This window comes from Ruminococcus sp. RTP21204st1_B2_RTP21204_210225 (assembly GCF_040914135.1).
Lineage (GTDB): Bacteria > Bacillota > Clostridia > Oscillospirales > Ruminococcaceae > Hominimerdicola > Hominimerdicola aceti.
The window spans coordinates 1-26,658 of record NZ_JBCPGA010000036.1 but is presented as its reverse complement, the minus strand read 5'-3'; the positions used below and the strand labels follow the sequence as shown (position 1 = coordinate 26,658).

The following is a 26,658-nucleotide window of genomic DNA, read 5'->3' as shown; positions in this document are numbered from 1 at the left end:
ACCGTCCTATGCGTCCCCTCAAATGGTTTTCGCCTATCGAATTTCTTAATAATAGTGTCCAATATGATTGACAAACCAACATTTGGGAGCGAAGAGCCAAACAGGTCGCTTTGCAAAACAAAAAGGGGCAGAAAACTCCGCCCCCATAGATCACATATTATCCCTGAGCTTCGCCCTGACCCTCTGTATCATTTTCTTCCTTGCAGTGGGGTTCTTCAAGTCCTCTTGGGAAAAATTCTACTGTCGGGAATGCTATCTTTTCAAACATCTCGCATGGGCTGTCACTGTTTGTGGAACACTCCTTGCCAGGTACGCAGTAATCATATACAGGCACCATTATAGGCACAGGTCTTGACAACTGAATGATAGCGAAAAGTCCGATAGTGATAAGAACGTTCTTTTCCTCGCTTGGTGCAGGCTCTGCGACAAGCTTTGCGTCAAGACACATTGGCGCTGCTACGCTCACAGAAGCGCAAGGCATTGCCGCTGTGCAGCAACAGCATGAGCAGCCGCTTGTAGGCGAGGTAGTGACGATCTGGTTCGGCTCGCAGGTCGAAAATCTCTGTGTGCCGCCGTCGCTGCCGAAAAGAATAACTTTTTTTGTGAATGATGAGGTGCCGTAAACTACTGTTGGAGCTGCGCCTGCCGCTTCATATGCTTCTATCTGCGCCCTGAATGTGTAAGTAACGTCAACTGCGTAAAAGCCGTGGTTGAATGCCACCGGAGATATTGCAAAGCTTACGTCTGTCACGTCGATACAAGTGCTTTTGATATACGCCGCAGCGTTTATCACGGTCTGGTCTGCCTGGCTGAATGTAAACGCAAGATCCTCCAGACAATCCTGTGACGAGCATGAATCAAACACACGCATTGCCTCGATACACATTGCTTCCTTGAAAGGTTTGCCGTTAAAATCGCTCATAGTAAGTCCTCCTATAAATCAAATCATGGAAGTTTTTTTACTTCGCTATATTCTATTCGGCAAAAGGCTTTTGTGTGCTTAAATTTCTGAAAATCCTCTCATAAAGCAAAAAAAGCCCTGCGCATGAACGCAGAGCCTTTGGATACATATAATCAGGTGTTCTTGTCTACCTGATGAAATTTCTTCAGATTGCCTATTTTTTCGTTTCTCTCGTCAAGGACCTTTTCCACGTCAGACCACTCAAGTCCCTGATTTGCCGCAAGCACCATAACGTGATAGAGAAGGTCGTTTATTTCGTTTTTCAGCTCGTCATTGTCACCGTTTTTAGCAGCGATAACTGTTTCTGTAGCCTCTTCGCCCACCTTTTTGCAAATCTTGTCTACGCCCTTGTCAAAAAGATAAGCTGTGTAGCTGTTCTCCTGCGCCTTGCCTGCCTCATAGTCAGCTTTACGCTGTTTTATTACCTCGAAAATTTCCTGATAAACTGTCATTTTATTCTTCCTCCGTATTATATATCTCATTGAAAAAGCAGCTATATGAGCCTGTATGGCAGGCTACACCTGTCTGCTTTACGTTAAGAAGCAGGGTATCGTTATCACAGTCCGCATAGATAGAAACCACCTTTTGCAGATGACCGCTTGTTGCACCCTTGTTCCAATATTCCTGTCTTGATCTGCTCCAATACCATGTATAGCCTGTTTCAAGTGTTTTTTTCAGGCTCTCCTTATTCATATAAGCAAGCATAAGCACAGTTTTTGTATCCACATCAAATGCGATAGCAGGGGTAAGCTCGCTTTTTACAAAATATTTATCCAGATCGTTTATATCAACTTTTATTGGGTTCATTATTTGTCCTTTCTGTTGCCGTCTTGGTCGAAATTATCTTTGAGTGCTCGTTCTGTTGGTACTATCGTCCAGCACAAAACTACCACCTGTATCACTTCAGCTATGCACATTATCACAGTCGCATTGCCGCTGCTCATAAAGCAATATGGAACACAGACCAATGCCGAAATTATCGTCATGACCGCTCCGACCTTTACCCACAGACGTCCGCAATAATTGTGGGCAAAATCCCACGTTTCCTGATTTTTCATTGACATAGCAGTGCGATAGCCCACCAAGCCGTTGATATCTTTCGGTGTATGCTTATACATCAGATAGCCGCACAATATCATAAGCACTGGTATAAACAAAGTAAATACGATATTGAAAACAAGCATTATGCTCACCTCACGATAATTCCCTTGCTCCTGCAATCGTCCTTTACCTGTCCAACTGTCAGCTCTTTGAAGTGGAAAAGGCTTGCGGCAAGAGCCGCTGAGCAATCAGTTTCAAGGAAAGCTTCCGCAAAGTCTGAAAGCTTTCCTGCTCCGCCGCTTGCGATAACAGGTATCTTTACAGCACTGCACACAGCTTTCAGCATTGGCAGATCAAAGCCGCCCCTTACGCCGTCTGTGTCGATAGAGTTAAGGCATATCTCACCTGCACCGAGCTGTTCGCACTTTTTAACCCAGTCGATAAGATCAATTCGCATATCCACTCTGCCGCCATTGATGTAGACCGTCCACTTGTTGTCGCCGACCTTCTTTGCGTCAACGCCAACGCAGATGCACTGACAGCCGAAAATATCCGCTCCGTCCTTTATAAGCTGAGGATTCTGCACTGCCTGAGAGTTCACAGACACCTTGTCTGCGCCTGCACGGAGAGTATCTCTGATATCGTCAACAGTCTTTATTCCGCCTCCAACAGTGAGCGGTACAAATACCTTTTTTGCTGTTTCACGAACAACGTCAAGCATAACTCCTCTGCCCTCGTGGGAGGCAGTTATGTCATAGAAAACTATCTCGTCCGCACCCTGCAAATTGTATTCATATGCACATTCAACAGGGTCACCGACTTCTTTTATGCCCTCGAAATTTACGCCCTTTACTACCTTTCCGTCACGCACATCAAGGCATGGTATAATTCTTTTTGCAAGCATATTATTTTACCTCCTGTGACAGTTTCGCAAAGTTTTCAAGTATTTTAAGACCGGTTTTTCCGCTCTTCTCAGGGTGGAACTGACAGCCGAAGATATATCTTCCGTCTGATACCACCGCAGGGACTTTCGAGCCGTATTCGCAGTAGGCATACAGACTTTTATTGTCGCAGAAAGCCTTGTATGAGTGTACGAAATAGACATACTCGTCATCACCCAGACCGTCAAAAAGAGGACAATCGTGGTTATACACAAGCTTGTTCCAACCCATGTGCGGGATAACGAGGTCAGGCTCGTTTATCTTGTCAACATAGCCACCGATAAGGCCAAGACCCTTGCACTCCTCAAACTCATAGCTTTTCTCAAAAAGAAGCTGCATTCCAAGGCATATGCCAAGGAAAGGCTTTATTTTAGCCTGCTCCTTGATAGTGTCGATAAGACCGCTAAGACCGAGCATATTCATTGCCCATGGGAACGCTCCCACGCCGGGGAGTATAATTGCGTCGGCTTTTTCGATATCTTCTTTTTTGTCTGTGAGCTTGTTCTCAAAACCAAGATAGTCCAGAGCGTTTTTTACAGAGAATATATTGCCTGCACCGTAGTCGATTATTGCTATCATTTAAAGCACTCCTTTGGTGGATAAAACTCCTGTTCCTGTTATTTTTACAGCGTCCTTCAAAGCGTGAGCCACTGCTTTGTACATTGCTTCTGCAATATGGTGGTCGTTCTTGCCGTACTCCTCACGGATATGCAGTGTTATGCCTGAGTTGAATGCAAAGGCTCTGAAAAATTCCTCCGTCAGGCAGGTGTCATACTGTCCTATCCTGTCGTCATGGAACTCAGCATTGAACGCAAGGAAAGGTCTGCCGCTTATATCCAGCGAGCAGAATGCCAGCGCTTCGTCCATTGGCACGAAAGCCGAGCCGTATCTTGCAATGCCTGCTTTGTCGCCCAATGCTTCCGCAAAGGCTTTGCCCAAGCATATGCCAACGTCCTCAACTGTGTGGTGTCCGTCAACATAAAGGTCGCCTGTGCACTCAACGTCCATGTCTATTCCACTGTGAACGCCAAGGGCTGTGAGCATATGGTCAAAGAAGCCTATGCCTGTGTTTACGCTGACCTTGCCCTCACCGTCAAGCTTCACGAACACCTCTATATCAGTTTCCTTAGTTTTTCTTTTTATCTCCGCTGTACGCATTTTCATCACCTTTACCGCTTAAAATCTTACCTTTATTGCATTTGCATGAGCCGTCAGACCCTCTTTTTCTGCAATAAGAACTATATCGTCCTTTGCTTCTCTGAGAGCGTCCTCAGTATAGTATGTAAAGCTTGAACGCTTCTCAAAGCTGTTTACTGACAGAGGCGAGAAGAATCTAGCTGTACCGCTTGTTGGAAGAACGTGGTTAGGACCTGCATAGTAGTCGCCAAGCGGCTCTGAAGCATACTGACCAAGGAATATTGAACCTGCATTATCAAGTCTGCCAAGATACTCCATAGGGTTTTCAAAAAGCACTTCAAGATGCTCAGGAGCAAATCTGTTTGCAAGGTCGCAAGCTTCGTCCTTTGTATTGCAGATAAGGATAGCACCGTAATTTTCAAGAGAGCTTTCGATTATCTCTTTTCTTGAAAGGCTCTGCACCTGTCTGTTTATCTCTTCGATAGTTCTGTCTGCAATGCTCTCGCTTGTTGTAACAAGGATAGCGGAAGCAAGCTTGTCATGCTCAGCCTGTGACATAAGGTCTGCGGCAATGAACTTAGGGTTAGCCTTTTCGTCAGCCATAACAAGTATCTCGCTCGGACCTGCCACCATGTCGATATCAACAACACCATAAAGAAGCTTCTTTGCAGTTGCAACATAGATATTTCCAGGGCCTACTATCTTATCAACCTTTGGTATCTCCTCAGTGCCGTAGGCAAGGGCAGCGATAGCCTGTGCGCCTCCGCTCATGAACACTCTGTCAACTCCGCAGAGAGCTGCTGCCACAAGAATATCCTTATTTGGTGTGCCGTCTTTGAGCGGTGGAGTCACCATGATTATCTCCTTAACGCCTGCTATCTTTGCAGGAACTGCATTCATAAGCACGCTTGACGGATAAGCTGCTGTGCCGCCCGGAACATAAAGACCAACTCTGTTAAGTCCTCTTACCTTCTGACCGAGAATACAACCATTATCCTTAGCGTTTATAAAGCTCTGTGACTTCTGTCTTTGGTGAAAATCTGTGATGTTCGCAACTGCGTTGAGCATTGCGTCAACAAAGTCCTGATCGGCTTCAGTGAGAGCGTCATTTATAACATCTCTTGGAACTTCATAATACTCCGGGAGCTTGCCGTCAAACTTTTCTGTATAAGCCTTTACAGCGTTGTCGCCACCCTCTCTGACAGTTTCGATTATTTCATTAACAACAGCTGTGACCTTCTTGTTTGTTTCGCCGCTTCTCTTTTCAAGCTGCTTGAAAAACTCTACCTCGTCTTTGCCGTTGACAAAAATCTTCTTTATTTCAGCCATTTCAATACTGTCCTTTCCGTTTATATAAACTACTTGTCGATATTTTCTTCAACAAGCTTTACAAAATTCTCGATCTCCTGCTGGCGCATTTTCATGCTTACCATATTTACGATAAGCCTTGCAGAGATAGGGCAAACGTCCTCGATGACTTCAAGACCGTTTTCTTTAAGTGTCGTGCCTGTTTCAACGATATCAACGATACCGTCTGCAAGCTCAAGGAGCGGTGCAAGCTCAACTGAGCCTTCTATCTTGATGATGTCAACGTCCATTCCCTTTGCTTCAAAAAATCTTCTTGTGATGTTAGGGTATTTTGTTGCAACTGTCTTGACATCAAATCCGCCGTAGAACTTTGAGCCTTTCTTTGTGGCAAGTGCAAATTTACATCTGCCGAAGCCGATATCAACAAGCTCAAAGAACTTGCCCTGCATTTCCATGATGGTGTCCTTGCCAACAACGCCCATATCGCACACGCCATGCTCAACGTATGTGATAACGTCGTTTGCCTTTGCAAGCACAACTTCAAGGTTTCCGTCAGGTACAGGAAGAATAAGCTTTCTTCCCTTTTCTCTTATTGCGGTACAGTCATAGCCTATCTTCTCTAAAAGACCGACTGTATCCTTTTCAAGTCTGCCCTTTGTAAGAGCTATCCTAAGGGGTCTGTTCATTTTAACTTATCCTCCAAACTTATATATCAAGCTCTGTTATCTCGCTGCCAACGACCACAAGCTTTTTGATTCCCTTTGACTTTGCGTAAGACTTTGTTTCATCGAGGGTGTTGAAAAGCGAGTTTTCAACTGTCAGACCCTCTCTTACGAGCGTCTGAGCATATTCCATGGCTTCCACCACGTAGCCCTTTTCGCCAAACACAACTGCGTCAGGAGTTCTGAGCTTTGGTGCTCCGCCTAGCTTTTCAATATGTCTTGCAACAGAGTCAACGCTTATGCCGAAGCCCACCGCCGGGCAATCGTTGCCGAACTCTGCTAGCAGTCTGTCATATCTTCCACCTTTAAGCACCGACTGACCGACCTCTGAAAGATAGCCCTTGAACACAATGCCTGTGTAGTAATCCGCATGGCTCACGATGCCAAGGTCAACAGATATCTTGCCCTCATAACCAAGGCTTGAAAGTCTGGTGTAGACCTCTTTAAGGTTATAAAGTATGCCTGTTATCTTATCGTCAGTATAAATATCAGCGGCCTTGTCGAACACCTCAACACCTCCGAAAAGTCTTGGAAGCTGTCTGAGCGCGTTAGTCACCTGATTGTCGCCCACCTCGTCAAGTATATCGTTAAGTGCAGGATAGTTCTTTGCAGAGATAAGAAGTCTTATCTCTTCCCTTACTGCGTCGTCAACGTCAAGCTGAGCCACAAGCTCCTTGAAATATCCGATATGACCTATCTCAAGTCTGAAGTTCTCCTTATCAAAGCTTGAAAGGGCTTCAACAGCAGTGCATAGCACCTCGTAATCTGCTCTCTTGGAATTTTCTCCGCCAATAAGCTCGATACCTGCCTGAACTACCTCGTCTGAACGTCCTTTGAGCAGGGAGTTATTTTCAAAAATGCTCTGATTGTAGTATAGTCTAAGGGGAAGCTTTGCTCCCTTTAGTCTTGTGGAAGCAAGTCTTGCTATTGGTATCGTGGAATCAGGACGCATGACGATAAGTCTGCCCTTTGAGTCTGTGAGCTTATAAAGGCTCTCCTGCTGGAAGTTTCTCGAGCTTCCCATAAACAGATCGTAAAACTCTATTCCCGGTGTTACCACCTCGCTGTAGCCAAAGCCCTCAAACAGCTTTGACAGCCTGTCCTCCACCATTCTTCGTGCCAGACAGCCCTCAAACAGCAGATCTCTCGTACCCTCAGGGGTTATAAGATCATATCTTTTCATACACTTTCCCTTCCTGTATATAAATTATAGATTGTACTTTTTATGTTGACGCTTGAATAAATATCCGCATAAACACACATTTAAGTGAATTGTAGGGGGACGACGTCCCGCTTTTTATGTTGTTATGTATCGCCTTAGTTTACTTTATCGTAGTAAAGTGATAGCATAGTATCAATACAAATAATTTTATCACACCCGCCCTTGTTTGTCAATAGTGTTACAAGGGCAAAGTATGAAATTGTGCATAGTAACTATCAGAACAACGATATCTGGTTAGATTTAGGCATATCGCCGAAAGCTCCGTTTTTCTCCAGAGTTTCGATAACAGATTTGGACACTCCGCTCTGCTGCTGGAACTCCTCGATAGAGATAAACTCGCCGTTCTGCGCCTTTTCGTAAATGCTTATCGCCGCAGACTCGCCCACTCCGTTAAGTGAACAGAACGGAAGCCTTATCTTGCCGTCCTCTATCTGATAGATAGTTGCGTGAGATTTTTTGATGTTTACAGGCAAAAAGTCATATCCACGGCTGAGCATTTCATTCACAAGCATGAGAATTTCAAGCACACCGCTGTCCTTGCCCGACACCTCGTCTTTTGGTTTATTCTTTATTTCTTCTATCTTGCTTCTGACGATATATTTTCCCTTGAGAGCGATCTCTGCGTCAAAATCCTCGCCCTTGACCGTAAAATAAGTTGCATAGAACGCAAGCGGCTCATGCACCTTGAACCAACAAAGTCTTATAGCTGCCGTAACATATGCCGCCGCATGGGCTTTCGGGAACATATATTTTATCTTCAAACAACTGTCGATATACCACTCCGGAACGTCATGCTGACGCATATTCTCTTTCATTTCCTCTGTGAGCAGTTTCGGAGCTTTTCCCTTACGGGTTATCTCCATTATCTTAAATGACAGCTTTGGCTCAACGCCATGATAAAGCAGATATGTCATGATACTGTCACGAGTACCGATAACATTTGAAATATCGCAGGTTCCATTTTTGATAAGCTCCTGTGCGTTGCCGAGCCATACGTCAGTGCCGTGTGAAAGTCCTGATATCTGCAAAAGGTCAGAGAAGTTTTTCGGCTGACAGTCAAGAAGCATTTGTCTTACGAACGGTGTACCCATTTCAGGTATACCGAGCGTTCCCGTCTGACACATTATATCCTCCTCCGTCACTCCAAGTGACTCAGGGGAAGTGAACAGCGAATAGACCGCAGGATCAGACATGGGGCAATCAAGGATATCTCGTCCTGTGAACATTTCCAGATACTTATACATTGTCGGGTTATCGTGACCAAGCTCGTCAAGCTTCAGGATAGTATCGTGGAGAGAATGGAAGTCGAAGTGGGTGGTTACCATGTCAGAATCCACTTTTTCCGCAGGGTGCTGAACAGGTGTGAAGTCATAGACCTCATAGTCGCTAGGGATAACGACCATTCCACCCGGGTGCTGAGAGGTCGTTCTCTTTATGCCGCAGCAGCCGAGTTTAAGTCTTTCTATCTCAGCCTTTGGCACTGTTTTTCCACGCTCGTCAAGATATTTCATAACATATCCGAAAGCTGTCTTTTCCTGGATCATGCCAATAGTACCGGCTTTGAACACATGGTCCTCACCGAAAAGAACTTCCGTATATTTATGCGCCTTTGCCTGATAGTCACCTGAGAAGTTAAGGTCGATATCAGGGGCTTTATCTCCGTCAAAGCCCAGGAACGTTTCAAATGGGATATCGTGTCCGTCACGGTGCATATTCTCTCCGCACACAGGACAGTTTTTCGGTGGCAGGTCAAAGCCTGAGCCTACCGAGCCGTCTGTAATGAACTCGCTGTGGTGGCAGTTAAGACAGACATAGTGTGGCACTAGAGGATTTACCTCAGAGATACCTGACATGGAGGCAACGAAGGACGAACCTACCGAGCCTCTTGAACCTACCTGATAGCCATTCTCGTTAGAGTTGGCAACAAGCTTCTGCGATATCATGTAAAGCACAGCAAATCCGTGCTTGATAATAGAGTCAAGCTCTCTTTTAAGTCTTTTGAAAACAAGGTCTGGAATGTGTCCCTCAAAATATTTTGATACGTCAACGTCCTCGCCCTCAGGAACTTCTATGGTCTCAGGGTCGCAGTCGCCGTAAATGGAACAGCATTTCTTCCAGCATATATACTGAAGCTGATAAACCGAGCCTTCGATAAAAGGCGTATAAGTACCGTTCGGGAAAGCTTTCAGGTCAGGGTCTACCATATCAGCCACGTTGTTTGTATTCGTTACAACGACCTCAAACGCCTTTTCCTCGCCAAGATAGCTCAGCTCGTCAAGCATTTGGTTTGTGGTCTTAAGATACAAAGGAGGCTGAGTATCGGCGTCAGGGAAGCCCATTGAAGCCTGTATCACCGACCTGAACTGTGCGTCGGTCTTGTTCATAAAATGCACGTCGCCTGTTGCACAGACGGGTATGCCCAAGTCCTCACCAAGTTTTACAATAAAGCGGTTTATATCCTTTATATCCTCCGCTGTGTGTATCCTGTCATAAGGAGGCTTTTCGGTGGTGAGCATAAATTTGTTGTTTCCGTCAGGCTGGATCTCCAGATAGTCATAAAAGCTTGCTATCTGCTTGATCTCATCATAGTTTCTGCCCTCGAGATAAGCCTGAATGACCTCGCCACGCTCGCAGGCACTACCGAGGATAAGACCCTCACGGTGTCTTACAAGCTCAGATTTTGGTATTCTCGGACGTCTTTTGAAATATTTAAGATTGGAGTCTGATATAAGCCTATACAGATTTTTCAGACCAGTGTTATTTCTTACGATAATAATTTGGTGATAAGTCGGCTTTGCAAGCACCTGATTTTCATTTGCAAGCAAGCTGTTTATCATATCCACTGTTATAAGAATCAGAGGATACTGCTCCATGAGCATTTTCGACAGCCTTATGAATATCCCTGCAAGCACCTCTGCGTCATCACAACCACGGTGGTGCTGAAAATCCCCAAGCCCGAAATGCTCCGCCACATAGTTGAGTTTATGTTTTTCAAGCTCCGGAAGCATTATCTGCGACATTGGCACAGTGTCTATAGAAGAATATTTTATCTCGATGCCCTGTCTTTTTGCGCAGGCGGATATAAAGCCCGTATCGAACTGAGAATTGTGCGCCACAAGAACAGGGTCGTCGCCGATAAACTCCTTGAATTTAAGGAGAGCTTCCCTTTCGCTTGCACCGTCCTTTACCATATCGTCAGTGATGTGGGTGAGGTTTGAGATAAACTCAGGGATAGGTCTTTCAGGGTTTACGAAAATATCGAGCTTGTCCACAACTTCAAGATCTCTCAGCTTGACAGCGCCTATCTCGATGATCCTATCTTCATTAGGATTTGTACCCGTAGTTTCAAGGTCAAAGCAGATTATCTCGTCTGTAAGCTCACGCTTGTCCGTTCCACGGAATATCTTTTCGTCATTATTGACCTCGTATGACTCTATGCCGTAAAGCACCTTGAAGTCACCGCCACCCTTGCGTATGCCGATACAGGTATTTCCGGCGTCAGGATAGCCCTGAACGACACCGTGGTCTGTTATGGCAAGTGCTTTGTGTCCCCATGAATAGGCTCTTTCCACAAGCTTGCCCGCAGGAGTGAGAGCGTCCATCATAGACATATTGGTATGGCAATGAAGCTCCACACGCTTATGCTCGCAGGTATCCTTTTCCTTTTCACGCTTTACGACCATAATGCTGTCAGGCTTGATGTTTATAGAGTGGTCGAAATCGTCCTCCTCTATCTCACCTGCCACAAGTATTGTCTTGCCTGCCTTAAGGTGTTCCAGCATTGCCTCAAGCACTGCCCTTTTCAAGCCTTTCATGTTTCTGAAATTCTTGTTTGAGCCTATGAACTTTATAGAGTTTGATGAAGTATAGTCGGTAAAATTCAGGTGTGCTATAAGCATACCCGACTTTGTTTCCTTTGTTTCCACAGGTCCGAAAATATCGCCCCAGACCACCACACGTCCACGGTAATCCGCAGGGATATCTTTCATCTGCATCACCTGCTCGTTTCCTGATATTGGCGCGCCCATAAGCACAAGAGCGTCATCGCACAGAAGCGAGAACCTTGTGAAGTCCACATTTGCAGTTCGGAAATCCACAGAAGCACCGCTTGCAGTATTAGTGGTAACAACCGCCTTTTTCTCAGGCTGTGCAGGGTCTATTTTCGGCACAGGGAGGGAGTTCAAAAACTCCTCCTGCTCACGCTGATGCTCTTCCATATCAGTTTCAAGCACACCTGTGAGCCTTATATCCGCCCTTACGGAAAAAAGCTCCATGGTGAGCGCAGGAAAAGCCGTTTCTATGCCCGCCTTTTTCAGCAACGCTTCGCCTCCGTGTTTTATATCCACGGTGAAAATGCCGTTTTCATAAACAGCCTCAGCGTTGTCAAAAAAGCCGTTCACAAGAGGAAATCTGCTTTTAAGAAACTTGCAAAGCTCAGGAAAATACTCCGCACAAAGCATATCAGGGGTATATTTGAGCTGCAAAATAAACTTTCCTGCTCCGAGAGCCGCCCTCATTTTCATTTCAAATTCCACTGTGCTGTCAAAAGGCACAAGCTTGTCAAAAGCCGCCTGACAGGTAAAAGTGCCGTTTTCTTCGTTATAGCCCAGCCTTAATATCCTGCCCTTTTCTATCACAGAGGGTATAAGCTCCTTATAGTTCTCAAAGAAGCTTTCAATGGTGTATGTATTCATTTATGGTATATCCTTTTAAAGTTTTTCTATTTCCGCCAGAAGCGCAGGCAAAGCCTCCTCCTCTGATACCTTTCTGAGCTTTTCACCGTGGCTGAATATCACCGCACAGCCGTCACCGCCTGCAATGCCTATATCAGCGTTGCCAGACTCGCCTATGCCGTTCACAACACAGCCCATAACGGCTATCTTGATATCCTTGTCTATATCCTTGGTGGCTTCCTCAACCTTTTTAGCAAGACCTATAAGGTCTATCCTAGTTCTTCCGCAGGTAGGGCAGGAAACTATCCTTACTCCGCCACTCTTGCCGATAGCCTTTAAAATATCCTTTGCGGCGTATATCTCTTTTACAGGCTCGTCGGTAAGTGAAACTCTTATAGTTTCGCCTATGCCGTCGCATAGAAGCGAACCTATACCGATAGATGATTTTATAAGACCCATTCTCTCGGTGCCAGCCTCAGTTACTCCAAGGTGCAGAGGATAGTTACAGGTCTGTGCACACAGTCTGTATGCCTTTATCATAGTCGGCACGTCTGATGACTTTATAGAAATAACGATATTCTCAAAGTCGCACTGCTCCAAAATTCTCACATGACCCATTGCGCTTTCCACTAGGGCTTCAGCAGTTGGCGAACCGTATTTCGCAAGCAACTCCTTTTCCAGAGAGCCGCCATTCACACCTATCCTGATAGGGATATTTCTTTCACGACAGGCTTTAACCACCGCTTTTACCCTATCCATAGAGCCGATATTTCCGGGGTTAATCCTTATCTTGTCGATACCAGCTTCCGCCGCCGCAATGGCAAGGCGATAGTCAAAGTGGATATCCGCCACAAGAGGGATAGAGATCTTCTCTTTGATAGCAGGGATAAGCTTAACGGCTTCCATGTTTGGTATAGCCGCTCTTACTATTTCACAGCCAGCTTTTTCAAGCTCCACAGCCTGCTCAACAGAGCCTTCAATGTCCGTAGACGGCACATTGAGCATGGATTGGATATATATCTTTTTGCCGTCAAGAGTAAGTCCCCCCACCTTGACAGGTCTTACGTTTCTCTTATTTTCACCTGACATAAACAGTTCCTCCTTTAAACAAGCTTGATGATATCGCTCACTGTCACCACTACCATAAGCAGGAGCAGAGCCGCCATACCGATAGCGTGTACCATTCCCTCATGCTCAGGCTTGACAGGCTTACGGCGTACCGCTTCGATAATAAGAAACAAAAGTCTTCCGCCGTCAAGTGCAGGCAATGGCAAGAGATTGAAAATGCCGATATTTATGGTCATGAACGCACCCAGCGACAACATTGTGTCAATAAGTGACGACCAGTCTATCTTGCCTGACTGGCTGTCCCTTTCACTGTCGATAACATTGTCGATAGTATCAACGATACCCACAGGACCGCTGAGGTCTTTTATGGAATACTTTCCTCTTATAAGGTCTGCAAATGAGATATAGATAAGTCTGCCGTCAGTACAGCCCTGCTTAAAAGACTGAGTTATCACAGAGCCGACGGTCACAGCTTTTGGTGCGACCTTGAAATCAATGTGCATGGTATTATCGTTCGTTGCAAAGGTGACATCTTTAAGCTCCACCTTTTTTCCGTCACGCTTCACCACCATATCGAACTTGCCGTCCTCATCGTTTCCAAACTGATAGGACATATCCATAGTAGTGAAAATCCTCATGCCGTTGACCTCGATTATCTCGTCACCCACCTGCAAGCCGGTCGATTGGGACATAGCGTTATCCTCAAACCACGATATAGTGGTGGTTGCGATGCCGTCAGACCTTGCGGTGCTGATACAAAGGATAATATATCCAAGCACAAGATTCATTATAACGCCTGCCACCACGATAAGCATTCTTTTTGGCAGGCTTTTATTACAAAACGCACCGCCGTCCTCGCTTCCGTTATCCTCGCCCTCCATGGCACAATAGCCACCTATGGGAAACACACGCCAAGCGTAAAGGGTATCGCCCTTTTTCTTTTTGATAATGGCAGGACCCATGCCAATAGCGAACTCGTTGACCTTTACTCCGCTGGCTTTCGCCGCAATGAAGTGACCAAGCTCGTGTATTATTATGATAGCTTCAAAGATCAATATTGCAAATAATATACTCATTTTTTTACCTCGCATGAACACTCTGTGCGTTTGATTTACTGATGTTGTGGTAATTTATCTCCTGTAGTGGAGCGACGCAATTTCTGCTTTGCATAAATCCGACGTCCCGACCCCTCCGACATTTCGTCTACAATCTCATTTGTGTTATCCACATAATGTTTTCTACATAAGCTCTGGATAATTCAAACCTCGCTCCTCCGAGCGGGCTGTCGCATTTCTGTGAGCTTGCGAACAGAAATTTCGCCAAGCCCCTACAAATATTCGGGATAGTTTATCTTGCCGCAAAATTGCTTTGCTCGATGCTTTATTTTACTTTTTTCTGGTGATTTGCTTGGTCGGCTGTGCCATTCCTCACTCCTCACTCCTCACTTAAAAGCCGCTCCTCACTAAGCTCCGATAAGCTCCTTCGCTCTCTCCCTAGCCTTTCTATCCGCTTCCAGCACATCTTCCACGCACTTTATCTCTTTTCGTGGGGTGCTGTCGCAAACGCTCATTACTATCCTGCCAATGTCAAGAAAATCTATCCTGCCGTCAAGAAAAGCCGCAACGGCTTCCTCATTCGCTCCATTCACTGCCGCAGGAAGATTTCCGCCGATAGTGACAGCCTTTATACAAGCCCTAAGACAATCGAACGTATCATAGTCAGGCTTCTCGAAAGTGAGCTTTCCATAGTCTGTAAGGGACAGCTTTTTCACATCACATTCCACTCTCTCAGGATAAAGCAGAGCATACTGTATGGGTATCTTCATATCAGGCACGCCAAGCTGTGCGATAACAGAATTATCCTCATACTCCACCGCTGAATGTACAACACTCTGTCTATGGACAACTATCTCGATTTGCTCAGGTCTGAGCTTGAAAAGCCACATTGCTTCGATAAATTCAAGACCCTTGTTCATAAGCGTAGCAGAGTCAATGGTTATCTTTCTGCCCATTGACCAATTAGGGTGATTAAGAGCCTGCTCAACTGTCACGCCCTCTAGGTCAGACTTTGTTTTGCCGAAGAATGGTCCGCCCGAAGCAGTAAGGATTATCCCTTTGAGCTTGTTGCCCTCGTTTCCCTGCAGGCACTGAAAGATAGCCGAATGTTCGCTGTCAACAGGATATATCTTCACTCCCTTTTCAGCAGCCGCCTTTATAACGAGCTCACCGCCTGCCACAAGTGTTTCCTTATTTGCAAGGGCAATGTCAGTGCCTTTTTCGATAGCCGTAAGGGTTGGCACAAGACCCACCATGCCAACGACTGAGTTGAGCATGATATCGACCCCGTCCATTCTTGCTATCTCTTTAAGTCCCTCCATGCCTGTGGATATTTTTATGCCAGTGCCACTGAGAAGCTTTTCAAGCTCCGCCTTTTTGTCCTCACGGTAGATACACACACGCTCAGGCAAAAGCTCCTTAGCCTGAGCCGCAAGCTTTTCAACGTCAGAATTTGCCGCAAGCGCCTTTACTTTAATATTATGCTTTGCAGCCACTTCTAATGCCTGCGTGCCTATAGAACCCGTTGAACCGAGTATGGTCATTGTTTTCATTTATTGTCCCTCATCATATAAAATAAATTCAGGCAATTCCGCATAAAGATGGTTTGCAAGCGGTGTTGCCTTAATAACGCTTAAAAGGGGTAAGCCTAAGCCTGCCCCTAAAAGTCATAATTTTCTATTTAAGTATAAGCCCCTGTGTGAACATATAGTACATAAAAGGTGCAACGAGCAGAACGCTGTCAAAGCGATCCATTATTCCACCATGACCCGGCATTATGTTGCCATAGTCCTTTATACCTGTCTGTCTTTTTATCACCGAAGCTGTAAGGTCGCCCACAAGTCCGATAAGAGCCGCAAGCATACCTGCGATTAGAACGCCTAGATAATGGATAGGCTCGCCTTTAAGTACGAACTGATAGAACAGGCTTATTATAAGCATAAGAATACCATTTGAGATAACGCCGCCTATAAGACCCTCCACAGTTTTCTTAGGGCTTATCTCAGGGCAAAGCTTTGTTTTGCCGAAGAAAGTTCCTGCAAAATAAGCACCGCTGTCAGCCAGCCAAGCCGCTGCAAGAGTAAGAACTATCATAAACACGCCCTTGCCGCCCAAGCCTGCCATTGTGACCAAAGTTGAGAATGAATACGGCAGAAGTATGCCCACGCCCAGCATGAAGAAAAACTCTGTATACTGGAATTTTGTATGCTCTTTAAGATAAAGCAGACACATTGCTATAACAAAAAGCCCCATGTAAAGCTTGTAGCTGAAAAAGTACAGCCAGCCATGTCTGTAGAACACAGGCATGAAAGCGTCCACAAAGGCAAACGCACAGCAGGCAATGGTCTGATACTTATGCTCTGTCATTTTTGTCGCCCTGAATATCTCATATATTGCAAGTGCAGAAATTGCGCCCACCGCAATGTTGAACAGGAACGTTCCGTGTGCGATAAGCAGTATCACTGCGATAACAATGGCAACTGCCGCAGATTTAATACGGGTAGACATTTTTTACACCCCTCCAAATCTTCTGTTTCTTTCGCTGTATGCGATAACAGCCTTGTCAAGGTCGCTGCCTTTGAAGTCAGGCCATAGGATATTTGTGTAATAAAACTCCGCGTAAGCCGCCTGCCATATCATAAAGTTTGACAATCTTTGCTCTCCGCTAGGTCTTATAACAAGGTCAACAGGAGGTATCTCCTCAGTGTAGAGATTTCTCTCTATCATATCCATTGTGATATCCTCAGGCTCCAGCTTGCCTTCTTTCACCTGCTGAGCCAATGTCTTAGCCGCATGGCAGATCTCGTCCCTGCCGCCGTAGTTGATAGCAAGCACAAGGGTCATAGAGTCAAAGTCCTTTGAGTCCTCCTCAACGGAAGCCATTTTCCTTTGCAGATTTTCGCTGAGCCTTGTTCTGTCGCCTATAAAGCGCACCCTGATATTCTCCTCGATAAAGTCCCTGACCTCGTCAAGATACTTTTCAAAAAGATCCATAATTGCGTCTACCTCGTCCTTAGGTCTTTTCCAGTTCTCGGTAGAAAACGCATAGTAAGTTATATACTGTATTCCAAGCGCCTTGGCGTGTCTTGTTATGGCACGAAAGGTCTTTGCGCCCTCTCTGTGTCCGAATTTTCGGGGCATACCCCTCTTTTTCGCCCATCTGCCGTTGCCGTCCATTATAACGCCCACATGAACAGGCACAGACACGTTCTCGCCAAGGCTTATCTTCTCATTCTTCGCCATGGCTTAGATAGAGAGTATCTCTTTTTCCTTTTCGGCAACGTGACCGTCAACTTCCTTAACGAACCTGTCAGTAAGCTTCTGGATCTCGTCCTCGCAATCCTTAAGATCGTCCTCTGTGATCTCGTTGTTCTTCTTCATTGCCTTGAACTTTTCCATAGCGTCACGTCTGATAGAACGGATAGCGACCTTGCACTCCTCGCCCATTTTCTTGATGTCCTTAACAAGCTCCTTACGTCTGTCCTCAGTGAGCTGTGGGAAAGTAAGTCTTATAACAGAGCCGTCATTCTGTGGATTGATGCCGATATCAGAAGCCTGGATAGCCTTTTCGATAGGCTTGAGAGTTGACTTATCCCATGGCTGTATAACAAGCACTCTTGCCTCAGCAACAGAAACCGCCGCCATCTGTGTAACAGGTGTCATTGCGCCATAATATTCTACCTGGACTTTGTTGAGTACGGACGGATTAGCTCTGCCTGCTCTGATGCCTGCAAAGTCCGAAAGCATAACGTTTATGGATTTCTCCATTTTTGTCTTAGCATTTTCCTTGATCTGTTTCATATTCAAACGATCCTTTCTTGATTATCTTTATTATTTTACGAGAGTGCCTATATTTTCGCCCATGCAAGCGTCATAGATATTGTCTGGTCTTGCAAGATCGAAAACGAGTATCGGGATATTGTTGTCCTTACACATTGCCGCAGCGGTCGAGTCCATTACCTGCAGACCCTTTGCAAGGATATCAGCAAATGTAAGAGTGTCATACTTGACAGCGTCAGGATACTTGTGAGGATCCTTATCATAAACACCGTCTACCATGGTAGCCTTAAAGAATATGTCAGCTTCTATCTCAGCCGCTCTCAGTGCAGCAGCCGTATCAGTTGAGAAGAATGGGTTACCAGTGCCGCAACCGAAGATAACTACTCTGCCCTTTTCAAAATGACGCATAGCCTTGTTTCTGATGTAAGGCTCAGCCACCTGTGGCATGGATATAGCCGTCTGTACTCTCACTTCAAGACCGCAGTTCTCAAGGCCGTCCGCAACAGCAAGTGCGTTCATAGCAGTTGCGAGCATACCGATATGGTCGGCTCTTGTTCTGTCCATTGCACCGCTCGATCTGCCTCTCCAGAAATTGCCGCCGCCTACAACGATACCTACCTCAACGCCGGCGTCAACACATTTTTTTATGCTCTTGCCGAATGAGGTGATAACGTCATAGTCAAGACCTATTTTCTTATCGCCTGCAAGAGCCTCGCCGCTTAATTTGAGCAATATTCTCTTATATTTAGGTTCCATATTTCAAAGCACTCCTTAACACATATTTCGTTGGAATTATCCATATTAATTATACAATATTTTCAGCAGATTGTAAAGAGGAAAAACACCAAAAGTGTATGATTTTCCACACACTCACCAAAATCAGCCCTTTATTATCTTCACAAAAAAGTTTCTTGTTCTCGGTCCGTCAAACTCAGCGAAATAGATACCCTGCCAAGTGCCGAGAAGAAGTTCGTTATCGTCGATGATAACAGTTTCCGACGCACCAACACAGCTTGACTTCATATGAGCGTCAGAGTTTCCTTCAGCGTGACGGAACTGCGGTCTGTTCGGAAATGTTTCCTCCAAAGCGTAAAGAAGATCAGTTTTTACGTCGGGGTCGGCATTCTCATTTATGGTTATCGCCGCCGTGGTGTGTGGACAGAATACCACTGCAATGCCGCTTTGCACTCCTGATTCTGTGACAGCCTGCCTTACATAGCTCGTGATATTGTAAAGCCCTCTGCGTTCTGTCTTGATAGTGTATCTTTTAAGCATATGTATCCGTCCTTTCAACGGTCGCTTTCCTAACTCAGAAAAGTTGACTCAGTTTCATTTCTGTTCGGTCTGCCCATAAGATTTTTGATAGCGTTAGCCGCAGGCTCACCCTCAAAAAGCACCTTTGCAAGCTGCTCTGTGATAGGCATTTCAATGCCCATTCTCTTTGAAAGCTCCCATGCGTTTTTGGTGCATACATAGCCCTCAACAGTGCCCACCTGTCTTACAGCCTCCTCAGGGGTAACTCCCTTGCCTATGAGAATACCCGCACGGCGGTTTCTGCTGTGCATTGAACAGCAGGTAACGATAAGGTCGCCTATGCCGCTAAGTCCGCCAAAGGTTTCAAGCTTTGCGCCCATTGCAACTCCAAGACGTGATATCTCTCTGATACCCCTTGTCATAAGTGCAGCCTTTGTGTTGTCACCAAGTCCAAGGCCGTCGCAAACGCCTGCCGCCAAAGCGATGACGTTTTTCAGCGAACCGCCTATCTCGCAGCCCATAACGTCATCATTAACATACACTCTGAACGTATCGTTAGAAAGAGTGTTCTGTATATAATATGAAACCTCCCTGTCGTCAGAAGCAGTAACAACAGTAGTGGGAACTTTTCTTGCCACTTCCTCTGCGTGTGACGGACCGGTAAGCACCGCAACATGATTGTTCGGAAAACACTCTCTCGCCACACAGCACATAGTTTTAAGGCTTCCGCCCTCAAGACCCTTTGCCGTGTTCACAACTATCGTTCTGCTTTCAAGATAAGGCACAACGCTTTCGCAAACCTCTCTGAGGAAAGGCGAAGGTATGCCAAGTATCACCATGTCTTTATCCTTAACACAGCTTATATCCGTTGTAAGCTCGATAGTCTTGTTCACCTGAACGCCAGGAAGCTTTGCTTTAAGCTCGCCTGTTCTCTTGATAGCATCTATCTCGTCCTGAAACTTTGACCATACTGTTACTTTATGCCCTGCATTGTCGCACATTATTGCCAGTGCAAGACCAAATCCGCCTGAACCAAGTATAGTAATATCTGCCATAATAAAACCTCCCTTACGCCTTTTTCTTGCTTCCGAATTTGTTTTCGGTGCCGTTCATAAGGCGTTTGATATTAGGTCTGTGCATATAAATGATAAGCAGACCGATAGCCGTTGCCATAAGAGTGTTTGCAAGAACGCCGTCGCCCTTGATGATAAAAAGCTGAACGATAGGCGTAAAAACAGGATATGCGATAGCGGCGCATATAGAACCTACAGACACATATTTTGTTGCCGCAAGCACGATAGCAAAGACTGCCACCGAGAAAGCACAGGTCAGTGGGTCGATAGCGATAAGGGTCGTTGCCGCAATAAGAACGCCCTTTCCACCGTGAAAACCATAGAATACTGGGAAAATATGTCCAAGCATTACAAAAAAGCCCGCAAGATATCCGATAAATTTATCGTCATGAAAAAATGTCACGCCGAAGCCATTTGTCACCACAAGTCGGCAGATAACTACCGCAAGCACGCCCTTTGCAAGATCGCACAACAGCGTTGCCGCCGCAGACCCTTTTCCGAATACTCTCAGAACATTGGTCAAACCTGCGTTGTTGCTTCCGTAATCACGGATATCCTTATGCTTTAAAACTCTGCACACGATTATGGCAGAATTAAGACTTCCGAAAAGATAAGAAAAAATTATAGTGAATGCCAGACTTAAAAATATGTCCACAAAATAACCTCCAGAATTTTATTTAACGTCGTCCTTGTCACGCTCTCTTATCTTGAAAACGATAGGCGTGCCTTCAAGTCCGAAGGTCTCTCTTATCTGATTTTCAATATAACGCTGATAGGAAAAATGATACAGATCGGCTCTGTTTACAAAAAACACGAATGTAGGCGGTTTGGTAGAAACCTGCGTCATGTAGTATATCTTCAGCCTCCTGCCCTTGTCAGACGGTGGCTGTACCCTTTGGGTAGCATATGCGAGAACATCGTTAAGTCTGCCTGTCGGTATTCTAATAGAGTTCTGCTCTGCAACGAACTTGATAGTATCAAAAAGCTTGTCCATTCTCAGACCTGTTTTTGCAGAGATGAACACAAAAGGCACATAGCTCATGAAGCTGAAATCGTCCTGAAGCTTTTTCTGGAAGTCGTTCATGGTGTTAGTTTCTTTCTCGATAGCGTCCCACTTGTTCACCGCAACAACGCAAGCCTTGCCCTTTTCGTGAGCATAGCCTGCCACCTTTGAATCCTGCTCAGTAAAGCCCACAGTTGCGTCAATAACGATAACCGCAACATCGGCTCTGTCAACAGCCATATAAGCCCTCAACACAGAGTATTTCTCAATAGTCTCCAGCACCTTTGACTTACGTCTGATACCAGCCGTATCTATGAAAACGAACTTGCCCTTTTCATTTTCCACAACCGAGTCAGTAGCGTCACGGGTAGTGCCTGCAATATTTGACACGATAACACGTTCCTCACCGCATATCTTGTTTATTATAGAAGACTTTCCAACGTTAGGCTTGCCGATAACAGCGACCTTTATCGAATCATCGTCATCGTCCTCTTCATTTTCCTCCGGAAGATATTTCAGCACCTCGTCAAGGAGATCGCCCGTTCCGTGACCATGAACAGAAGAAACAGGGAACGGTTCGCCCAAACCGAGATTATAGAACTCATACAGCTCCATAGGCGGTTCGCCCACATTATCCACCTTGTTCACGCAAAGCACGATAGGCTTGCCCGATTTCAAAAGCATCTGTGCCACCTCATAATCAGTAGCAGTAACTCCGCATTTAAGGTCTGTCACAAGAATGGTGACATCAGCTTTCAGTATAGCAAGCTCCGCCTGTCTGCGCATCTGAGCAAGGATAATATCATCAGACTCAGGTTCGATTCCGCCCGTGTCAACCAGCATGAACTCGTGTCCGAGCCATTCGCACTTTGCATATATCCTATCTCTTGTGACGCCAGGAGTATCTTCAACTATAGAAAGTCTTTGACCGATAAGCTTATTAAAAAGAGTAGACTTACCAACATTAGGTCTGCCCACTATTGCAACGATCGGCAATGACATATATATCGACCTCATTTCATATAAATTTGCACATTGATACATCATATAGTATAACACAATTTCTCACGTTTTGTCAACCATACGAGAAATACAGCACCCACATTCCATAGATTTTTACTACAAATATGTAGTAGTGAACAGCGTTTGCCCGCCTTTTTCACTGCTACAACAAAAAAGAGCAGAACGGCCTAAGTCATTCTGCTCCATGTGCTTATCAAAAATTATGCTTCCTTCTTGATAACCTCTACGCCCTTATAATAACCGCAATTCTTGCAAACCTTGTGTGGTGAAGTAAGCTCACCGCAGTTAGAACATTTACAAAGTGCAGGTGCGTCAAGCTTCCAAACTGCTGAACGTCTCTTGTCACGTCTAGCCTTGGATACTTTTCTCTTTGGTACTGCCATTCTGGCACCTCCTCGTCAGTAAAATCATTATAGTCTGTTCAGCTATTTCCCGTCAAGAGCAGTTACATTTGCCCTCATTCAAATCCTGTCCGCAAACGTAACACAAACCCTTGCAGTCATCCCTGCAAAGAATTTTTGTAGGCAGCTGTAACAACAAATCTGAAATAGCTAATTCGTCCAGATCAAGAGTATTGTTCTCGCAGACCACATAATCGTCTCTGTCGCTTTGAACACTTCTCACCAGAGTGTGTTCAAAGTCATAAACATACTCCCTGCTGAACTCCTTTAGACATCTGTCACAGGTGTGATCCATAGTAAAAACAGTCTTGAACCTGAGTGTTACCACCCCTGCCCTGTTCTCTATCTCACCTGTTACCGCAACGGGCGATGCAAAAGAATATCCGCCATACTCCGACAGCTTGTCTGCTGTTATGGAATAATCGATCGTTTTTCGCTCTCCGATTATATCGAAAAGTTCCTTCAACTGTACATTCATACTTGCACCTCAAACATCACAAATTCCATTATAACCTGAGAAACGTGATTTGTCAATACTTTTTTTCAATTTTTTCGTTTTTGCTATCAAAATACCAATAAACGAAGCGCAAAGCCTTACTTGATGAAAGCCTTTACCTTTGCAGGCAGCTCGTCAACGTCAGCAGATACTGTGAAAGTAACGTTTACGTCCTTTGTGAGAACTGCTACCTTTTCAAGCATATTGCCAAGAGCGTCATAATCTCTGCCGCCGATCTTCAGGATACCGTCAACGAAAACTTCCTGAATGTCATAGTTGCCAGCCATCAGACCTGCAACAAAGCCATAGAAGCTGTCAAAACTGTTGATACCGTATTCTTCAGCGTCAGCCAATCTTACATTATGAGGAAGGTCATAGGTAAGCTGCATACCTCTTTCGATGCAAACAACGTTGCCTGTAGCATTTTCAGCAGCCTTCTTGATAGAATCAACAAGTATCTTAGTCTTGCCTGTGCCCTTTTTACCTGGAATCAAATTAATCATATAAACTCTCCGTTCCGCTTATTAAAGCATTTATTTTAAGAGCAGACCCCCGAAGGGGAAACGCTCAAAATTTCCTTTTGTTCTGCCTTTAGGATATTAGCCCAGCTTAGCCTCGAGTTCAGCCTTCTGTGACTCATAACCCGGCTTGCCGAGAAGAGCGAACATATTCTTCTTGTAGCTCTCAACGCCCGGCTGATTGAATGGATTTACGCCAAGCATATAACCTGAGATAGCACAAGCCTTCTCGAAGAAGTAGATCATCTCGCCAAGGTTTTCCTCATCGAGCTTATCAACATCTATAACGATATTAGGAACGCCGCCCTCAGTGTGAGCAAGGATAGTACCCTGATATGCCTTTTCATTTACAACTGACATATTCTGATTTGTGAGGAAGTTAAGTCCGTCAAGATTATCCTTGTCAGGCTCCAAGAACAGGTCGCTCTTTGGCGTCTTGATGTGCATAACTGTCTCAAACATAAGCTTTGAGCCGTCCTGAATGAACTGACCAAGTGAGTGCAGGTCTGTAGAGAATGTAGCGGCAGATGGGAATATACCCTTATCGTCCTTGCCCTCGCTCTCGCCGAACAGCTGCTTGAACCACTCGCCCATCATTGTGAATGAAGGATCATATGAAACGAGCATCTCAACGCTCTTGCCTTTTCTGTAGAGAATGTTTCTAAGTGCTGCATACTTATAGCAATCGTTGTTATCATCAGCAGAATACTTCTTCATACCCTCTCTTGCACCAGCCATGAGCTTGTCGATATCACAGCCTGCTGCTGCGATAGGAAGAAGACCAACTGCTGTAAGAACTGAAAATCTTCCGCCAACGTCATCAGGAACAACGAATGTCTCATAGCCCTCTTCGTCAGAAAGCTGCTTGAGGGTACCCTTAGCCTTGTCTGTTGTGGCAAAAATTCTTGTCTTAGCCTCTTCCTTGCCATACTTATCTTCAAGAAGCTTCTTGAAAATTCTGAAAGCAAGTGCAGGCTCAGTTGTTGTACCCGACTTTGAAATTACGTTTACGCAGATATCTCTGCCCTCGCAAATTGAAAGCACCTCGTTAAGGTAAGCCGAGCTGATATTGTTTCCGACAAAATAGATGTCAGGAGTATCCTTCTTAAAATTGTTGTAGAATGGCGACTTGAGCAGCTCGATAGCAGCTCTTGCACCAAGATAAGAACCGCCGATACCGATAACGATGAGAACATCGCACTTTTCCTTAATCCTTGCGGCAGCAGCCTTGATCCTTGCAAATTCTTCCTTATCATAATCCTCAGGGAGTGTTACCCAGCCGAGAAAATCATTTCCCAGACCGTTTCTGTTTACCAGAGTGTTATGAGCTGCAGTTACCTGAGCAGCCATGCCCTCATACTCATGTTCACTTACAAAACCCTCAAGATACTTTGTGTTAAGCTTTAATGACATTATCCTTCATTTCCTTTCCTTACCTGTCGGAGAGCGTGATACCATAAAACACGTTTCTCCGCTAATACTAGATAAATTATACTATATTTTTGTGAACATTTCAAGAGTTTTATAAAGCGAAATCATCTTTTGTACATTTTAAACAAATATAATATTACATACTCAGCAAATTGTACACAAGCTTTTTTATGCCGCAGATAAAATTCATTTTCTTCACCTCTTTGCAGGCGACTATCTTTCCCTCTAATATCACCTCACCGCCCATGGTGTATCTTATTTCTCCCGCAGTTTCGCCATTTTTCACAGGTGCGTCAAGCTTCTCCTCTGCCGTAAAATCGCACTCCACCATACGATATGTTCCCCTCGGTATAACTATAGGATAAAGCCCCTCGGGAGCAAGCTTCACAGAAAGCTCCTCTCCTCCGCACACCACAGTTTCCTTTACCATATCCTCAGGAAGTTCAGGGGTGTATATCTCATATGTATCGAACGCCAAGTTCAGAAGTTTCTTCGCCTCAGCATTCATATCCTCCTGCGAATCGCAGCCGTTAAGCACTACGCATACTGACATATCCCCTTTTTCAGCCGTTGCCGCAATACAGCTCCCAGCCTTTTCACTTCCCCACGCTTTCATGCCTGTTACGCCCTTGTAAGTACGCACAAGCCTGTTAAGATTCACAAGCTCCGCCTTGCCGTCTCTCACAGTGTCAAGCCAGCAGGTAAGGTAAGGAGTGAGATTTTTGTATTTTGCAAGTTCCGAACAAAGCAAAGCCGTGTCATTCGCTGTTGTAACATTGCCCTCTTCCATGCCAGTACAGTCAGTGTAAACAGTACCATTCATGCCAAGCATTTTCGCACGGCTGTTCATAAGCTCCACCGCCTTGTCTGCCGAGCCTGCCACCTTTTCCGCAAGCGCCGCACAGCCGTCGTTTGCATTGCCTGCAGACACTGATTTTATAAGCTCCTCCACAGATATCTTCTCTCCCTTGTCAAGCCATATCTGGCTTCCCTGCTGAGAGTTGGCATACTCCGACACCACTGACGTGTCGCTCATGGAAAGCTCACCGCTGTCTATCTTTTCTGCTGTGAGCAAAAGCACCATGAGCTTCGCATAGTGACCGCACTCACACTGCTCCTGTGGCTCTTTTTCAAAAAGCACCCTGCCTGTGGTCATCTCCGTCACCACTGCAGACCTGGCCGTAAGCCCCTCTATAATATCGCTCACCGCCACAGTGTCCGCAGGCACAAAGTCCTCCGCTGACAGCGCACCTGCTTTTTCTTTCCCCTCCGCCAGCGAACACACCATAAACACTGCCACCGCTGCACATAACACTACCGAGCATATTTTCCTTAATATTTTCACATTTTCCACCTCTCACATATACTATTTTTATATTTATATTCACCCTGTCCCGAAATTAGCATTATGCCCCGAAAAGTTTCCGGAAACTCATTTGTAAATAGTTGCAGGAATTTGTTAAATAACTGTTACATGTAGGTTTGTCAATCATATTGGACACTATTATTAAGAAATTCGATAGGCGAAAACCATTTGAGGGGACGCATAGG

27 protein-coding genes are annotated in these 26,658 nt (G+C 45.3%); all 27 read right to left on the bottom strand.

The window, feature by feature from the left end:
• Positions 1-157 precede the first annotated feature (157 nt).
• The 27 genes from AB5123_RS11085 to AB5123_RS10955 all read right to left on the bottom strand — a co-directional run bounded on the left by AB5123_RS11085 (position 158) and on the right by AB5123_RS10955 (position 26,452).
• Positions 158-922: a hypothetical protein gene (locus AB5123_RS11085; protein ID WP_256322144.1), complete on the bottom strand. Its 765-nt coding sequence runs from the start codon at positions 920-922 to the stop codon at positions 158-160.
• Between the two features lie 152 nt (positions 923-1,074).
• Positions 1,075-1,413, bottom strand: coding sequence for a phosphoribosyl-ATP diphosphatase (gene hisE, locus AB5123_RS11080; protein ID WP_022287377.1), 339 nt, complete (start codon positions 1,411-1,413; stop codon positions 1,075-1,077).
• A 1-nt stretch (position 1,414) separates the two neighbouring features.
• Entirely contained in the window at positions 1,415-1,768 is a 354-nt protein-coding gene (hisI, locus tag AB5123_RS11075) for a phosphoribosyl-AMP cyclohydrolase (protein WP_022287378.1), read from the bottom strand.
• Positions 1,768-2,145 (bottom strand): SdpI family protein, encoded by a 378-nt coding sequence (locus AB5123_RS11070; protein ID WP_337812306.1) that lies wholly within the window; start codon positions 2,143-2,145, stop codon positions 1,768-1,770. The genes hisI and AB5123_RS11070 overlap by 1 nt, the downstream gene beginning before the upstream one ends.
• Before the next feature lie 5 nt (positions 2,146-2,150).
• Entirely contained in the window at positions 2,151-2,906 is a 756-nt protein-coding gene (gene hisF, locus AB5123_RS11065; protein ID WP_195248952.1) for an imidazole glycerol phosphate synthase subunit HisF, read from the bottom strand.
• Position 2,907: 1 nt separating this feature from the next.
• Positions 2,908-3,522 (bottom strand): imidazole glycerol phosphate synthase subunit HisH, encoded by a 615-nt coding sequence (gene hisH / locus AB5123_RS11060; protein ID WP_287286582.1) that lies wholly within the window; start codon positions 3,520-3,522, stop codon positions 2,908-2,910.
• Positions 3,523-4,101 carry an imidazoleglycerol-phosphate dehydratase HisB gene (gene hisB, locus AB5123_RS11055; RefSeq protein WP_022287382.1) on the bottom strand — a complete coding sequence of 193 codons (579 nt, stop codon included), beginning with the start codon at positions 4,099-4,101 and terminating at the stop codon, positions 3,523-3,525.
• An 18-nt stretch (positions 4,102-4,119) separates the two neighbouring features.
• Positions 4,120-5,409: a histidinol dehydrogenase gene (gene hisD, locus AB5123_RS11050; protein WP_022287383.1), complete on the bottom strand. Its 1,290-nt coding sequence runs from the start codon at positions 5,407-5,409 to the stop codon at positions 4,120-4,122.
• A gap of 29 nt (positions 5,410-5,438) precedes the next feature.
• On the bottom strand, positions 5,439-6,074 hold the full coding sequence (gene hisG, locus AB5123_RS11045; RefSeq protein WP_022287384.1) for an ATP phosphoribosyltransferase: 636 nt from the start codon (positions 6,072-6,074) through the stop codon (positions 5,439-5,441).
• A gap of 19 nt (positions 6,075-6,093) precedes the next feature.
• Complete coding sequence (gene hisZ, locus AB5123_RS11040; RefSeq protein ID WP_022287385.1) at positions 6,094-7,293, bottom strand: ATP phosphoribosyltransferase regulatory subunit; 1,200 nt, start codon at positions 7,291-7,293, stop codon at positions 6,094-6,096.
• 254 nt (positions 7,294-7,547) lie between these two features.
• Entirely contained in the window at positions 7,548-12,026 is a 4,479-nt protein-coding gene (locus tag AB5123_RS11035) for a PolC-type DNA polymerase III (RefSeq protein ID WP_329963407.1), read from the bottom strand.
• Between the two features lie 15 nt (positions 12,027-12,041).
• A complete protein-coding gene (gene ispG, locus AB5123_RS11030) occupies positions 12,042-13,094 on the bottom strand; it encodes a flavodoxin-dependent (E)-4-hydroxy-3-methylbut-2-enyl-diphosphate synthase (protein ID WP_368364822.1) in 1,053 nt (350 codons plus the stop codon).
• A gap of 14 nt (positions 13,095-13,108) precedes the next feature.
• The gene (locus tag AB5123_RS11025; RefSeq protein ID WP_117863220.1) at positions 13,109-14,149 is read right to left on the bottom strand and encodes an RIP metalloprotease; all 1,041 of its coding nucleotides are present in this window, start codon (positions 14,147-14,149) and stop codon (positions 13,109-13,111) included.
• Positions 14,150-14,535: 386 nt separating this feature from the next.
• Positions 14,536-15,681, bottom strand: coding sequence for a 1-deoxy-D-xylulose-5-phosphate reductoisomerase (locus AB5123_RS11020; RefSeq protein ID WP_138338707.1), 1,146 nt, complete (start codon positions 15,679-15,681; stop codon positions 14,536-14,538).
• 124 nt (positions 15,682-15,805) lie between these two features.
• Complete coding sequence (locus AB5123_RS11015; RefSeq protein ID WP_041337163.1) at positions 15,806-16,636, bottom strand: phosphatidate cytidylyltransferase; 831 nt, start codon at positions 16,634-16,636, stop codon at positions 15,806-15,808.
• Positions 16,637-16,639: 3 nt separating this feature from the next.
• Positions 16,640-17,371 carry an isoprenyl transferase gene (locus AB5123_RS11010; protein WP_117926979.1) on the bottom strand — a complete coding sequence of 244 codons (732 nt, stop codon included), beginning with the start codon at positions 17,369-17,371 and terminating at the stop codon, positions 16,640-16,642.
• A 3-nt stretch (positions 17,372-17,374) separates the two neighbouring features.
• Complete coding sequence (gene frr, locus AB5123_RS11005) at positions 17,375-17,929, bottom strand: ribosome recycling factor (RefSeq protein ID WP_022287392.1); 555 nt, start codon at positions 17,927-17,929, stop codon at positions 17,375-17,377.
• A gap of 30 nt (positions 17,930-17,959) precedes the next feature.
• The gene (pyrH, locus tag AB5123_RS11000) at positions 17,960-18,664 is read right to left on the bottom strand and encodes a UMP kinase (RefSeq protein ID WP_022287393.1); all 705 of its coding nucleotides are present in this window, start codon (positions 18,662-18,664) and stop codon (positions 17,960-17,962) included.
• Between the two features lie 123 nt (positions 18,665-18,787).
• Entirely contained in the window at positions 18,788-19,183 is a 396-nt protein-coding gene (locus AB5123_RS10995; protein WP_041337162.1) for a secondary thiamine-phosphate synthase enzyme YjbQ, read from the bottom strand.
• A 29-nt stretch (positions 19,184-19,212) separates the two neighbouring features.
• Entirely contained in the window at positions 19,213-20,217 is a 1,005-nt protein-coding gene (locus AB5123_RS10990) for an NAD(P)H-dependent glycerol-3-phosphate dehydrogenase (protein WP_046439996.1), read from the bottom strand.
• Between the two features lie 13 nt (positions 20,218-20,230).
• On the bottom strand, positions 20,231-20,890 hold the full coding sequence (gene plsY, locus AB5123_RS10985; protein ID WP_278340117.1) for a glycerol-3-phosphate 1-O-acyltransferase PlsY: 660 nt from the start codon (positions 20,888-20,890) through the stop codon (positions 20,231-20,233).
• Between the two features lie 18 nt (positions 20,891-20,908).
• Positions 20,909-22,240 (bottom strand): ribosome biogenesis GTPase Der, encoded by a 1,332-nt coding sequence (gene der, locus AB5123_RS10980; RefSeq protein ID WP_022287397.1) that lies wholly within the window; start codon positions 22,238-22,240, stop codon positions 20,909-20,911.
• A 221-nt stretch (positions 22,241-22,461) separates the two neighbouring features.
• Positions 22,462-22,644: a 50S ribosomal protein L32 gene (gene rpmF / locus AB5123_RS10975; protein ID WP_022287398.1), complete on the bottom strand. Its 183-nt coding sequence runs from the start codon at positions 22,642-22,644 to the stop codon at positions 22,462-22,464.
• Between the two features lie 52 nt (positions 22,645-22,696).
• Complete coding sequence (locus tag AB5123_RS10970) at positions 22,697-23,140, bottom strand: DUF177 domain-containing protein (RefSeq protein ID WP_022287399.1); 444 nt, start codon at positions 23,138-23,140, stop codon at positions 22,697-22,699.
• Positions 23,141-23,256: 116 nt separating this feature from the next.
• Positions 23,257-23,661 carry a hypothetical protein gene (locus AB5123_RS10965; RefSeq protein WP_022287400.1) on the bottom strand — a complete coding sequence of 135 codons (405 nt, stop codon included), beginning with the start codon at positions 23,659-23,661 and terminating at the stop codon, positions 23,257-23,259.
• Positions 23,662-23,757: 96 nt separating this feature from the next.
• Positions 23,758-25,089 (bottom strand): glucose-6-phosphate isomerase, encoded by a 1,332-nt coding sequence (locus AB5123_RS10960; protein ID WP_333632164.1) that lies wholly within the window; start codon positions 25,087-25,089, stop codon positions 23,758-23,760.
• Positions 25,090-25,243: 154 nt separating this feature from the next.
• A complete protein-coding gene (locus AB5123_RS10955; RefSeq protein ID WP_368364821.1) occupies positions 25,244-26,452 on the bottom strand; it encodes a D-alanyl-D-alanine carboxypeptidase family protein in 1,209 nt (402 codons plus the stop codon).
• Positions 26,453-26,658 lie beyond the last annotated feature (206 nt).

What these genes read in the sequence shown, in the direction of transcription:
- ispG (WP_368364822.1), bottom strand. Translation starts at nt 13,094, where the DNA reads ATGTCAGGTGAAAATAAGAGAAACGTAAGACCTGTCAAGGTGGGGGGA.
- AB5123_RS11020 (WP_138338707.1), bottom strand. Translation starts at nt 15,681, where the DNA reads ATGAAAACAATGACCATACTCGGTTCAACGGGTTCTATAGGCACGCAG.
- pyrH (WP_022287393.1), bottom strand. Translation starts at nt 18,664, where the DNA reads ATGGAACCTAAATATAAGAGAATATTGCTCAAATTAAGCGGCGAGGCT.
- frr (WP_022287392.1), bottom strand. Translation starts at nt 17,929, where the DNA reads ATGAAACAGATCAAGGAAAATGCTAAGACAAAAATGGAGAAATCCATA.
- AB5123_RS11035 (WP_329963407.1), bottom strand. Translation starts at nt 12,026, where the DNA reads ATGAATACATACACCATTGAAAGCTTCTTTGAGAACTATAAGGAGCTT.
- AB5123_RS11085 (WP_256322144.1), bottom strand. Translation starts at nt 922, where the DNA reads ATGAGCGATTTTAACGGCAAACCTTTCAAGGAAGCAATGTGTATCGAG.
- AB5123_RS10995 (WP_041337162.1), bottom strand. Translation starts at nt 19,183, where the DNA reads ATGCTTAAAAGATACACTATCAAGACAGAACGCAGAGGGCTTTACAAT.
- AB5123_RS10990 (WP_046439996.1), bottom strand. Translation starts at nt 20,217, where the DNA reads ATGGCAGATATTACTATACTTGGTTCAGGCGGATTTGGTCTTGCACTG.
- AB5123_RS10970 (WP_022287399.1), bottom strand. Translation starts at nt 23,140, where the DNA reads ATGAATGTACAGTTGAAGGAACTTTTCGATATAATCGGAGAGCGAAAA.
- AB5123_RS11015 (WP_041337163.1), bottom strand. Translation starts at nt 16,636, where the DNA reads ATGTCTACCCGTATTAAATCTGCGGCAGTTGCCATTGTTATCGCAGTG.
- hisI (WP_022287378.1), bottom strand. Translation starts at nt 1,768, where the DNA reads ATGAACCCAATAAAAGTTGATATAAACGATCTGGATAAATATTTTGTA.
- hisG (WP_022287384.1), bottom strand. Translation starts at nt 6,074, where the DNA reads ATGAACAGACCCCTTAGGATAGCTCTTACAAAGGGCAGACTTGAAAAG.
- AB5123_RS10960 (WP_333632164.1), bottom strand. Translation starts at nt 25,089, where the DNA reads ATGTCATTAAAGCTTAACACAAAGTATCTTGAGGGTTTTGTAAGTGAA.
- AB5123_RS11070 (WP_337812306.1), bottom strand. Translation starts at nt 2,145, where the DNA reads ATGCTTGTTTTCAATATCGTATTTACTTTGTTTATACCAGTGCTTATG.
- hisE (WP_022287377.1), bottom strand. Translation starts at nt 1,413, where the DNA reads ATGACAGTTTATCAGGAAATTTTCGAGGTAATAAAACAGCGTAAAGCT.
- AB5123_RS11025 (WP_117863220.1), bottom strand. Translation starts at nt 14,149, where the DNA reads ATGAGTATATTATTTGCAATATTGATCTTTGAAGCTATCATAATAATA.
- AB5123_RS11010 (WP_117926979.1), bottom strand. Translation starts at nt 17,371, where the DNA reads ATGGCGAAGAATGAGAAGATAAGCCTTGGCGAGAACGTGTCTGTGCCT.
- hisH (WP_287286582.1), bottom strand. Translation starts at nt 3,522, where the DNA reads ATGATAGCAATAATCGACTACGGTGCAGGCAATATATTCTCTGTAAAA.
- hisB (WP_022287382.1), bottom strand. Translation starts at nt 4,101, where the DNA reads ATGCGTACAGCGGAGATAAAAAGAAAAACTAAGGAAACTGATATAGAG.
- der (WP_022287397.1), bottom strand. Translation starts at nt 22,240, where the DNA reads ATGTCATTGCCGATCGTTGCAATAGTGGGCAGACCTAATGTTGGTAAG.
- hisD (WP_022287383.1), bottom strand. Translation starts at nt 5,409, where the DNA reads ATGGCTGAAATAAAGAAGATTTTTGTCAACGGCAAAGACGAGGTAGAG.
- hisF (WP_195248952.1), bottom strand. Translation starts at nt 2,906, where the DNA reads ATGCTTGCAAAAAGAATTATACCATGCCTTGATGTGCGTGACGGAAAG.
- AB5123_RS10965 (WP_022287400.1), bottom strand. Translation starts at nt 23,661, where the DNA reads ATGATTAATTTGATTCCAGGTAAAAAGGGCACAGGCAAGACTAAGATA.
- rpmF (WP_022287398.1), bottom strand. Translation starts at nt 22,644, where the DNA reads ATGGCAGTACCAAAGAGAAAAGTATCCAAGGCTAGACGTGACAAGAGA.
- hisZ (WP_022287385.1), bottom strand. Translation starts at nt 7,293, where the DNA reads ATGAAAAGATATGATCTTATAACCCCTGAGGGTACGAGAGATCTGCTG.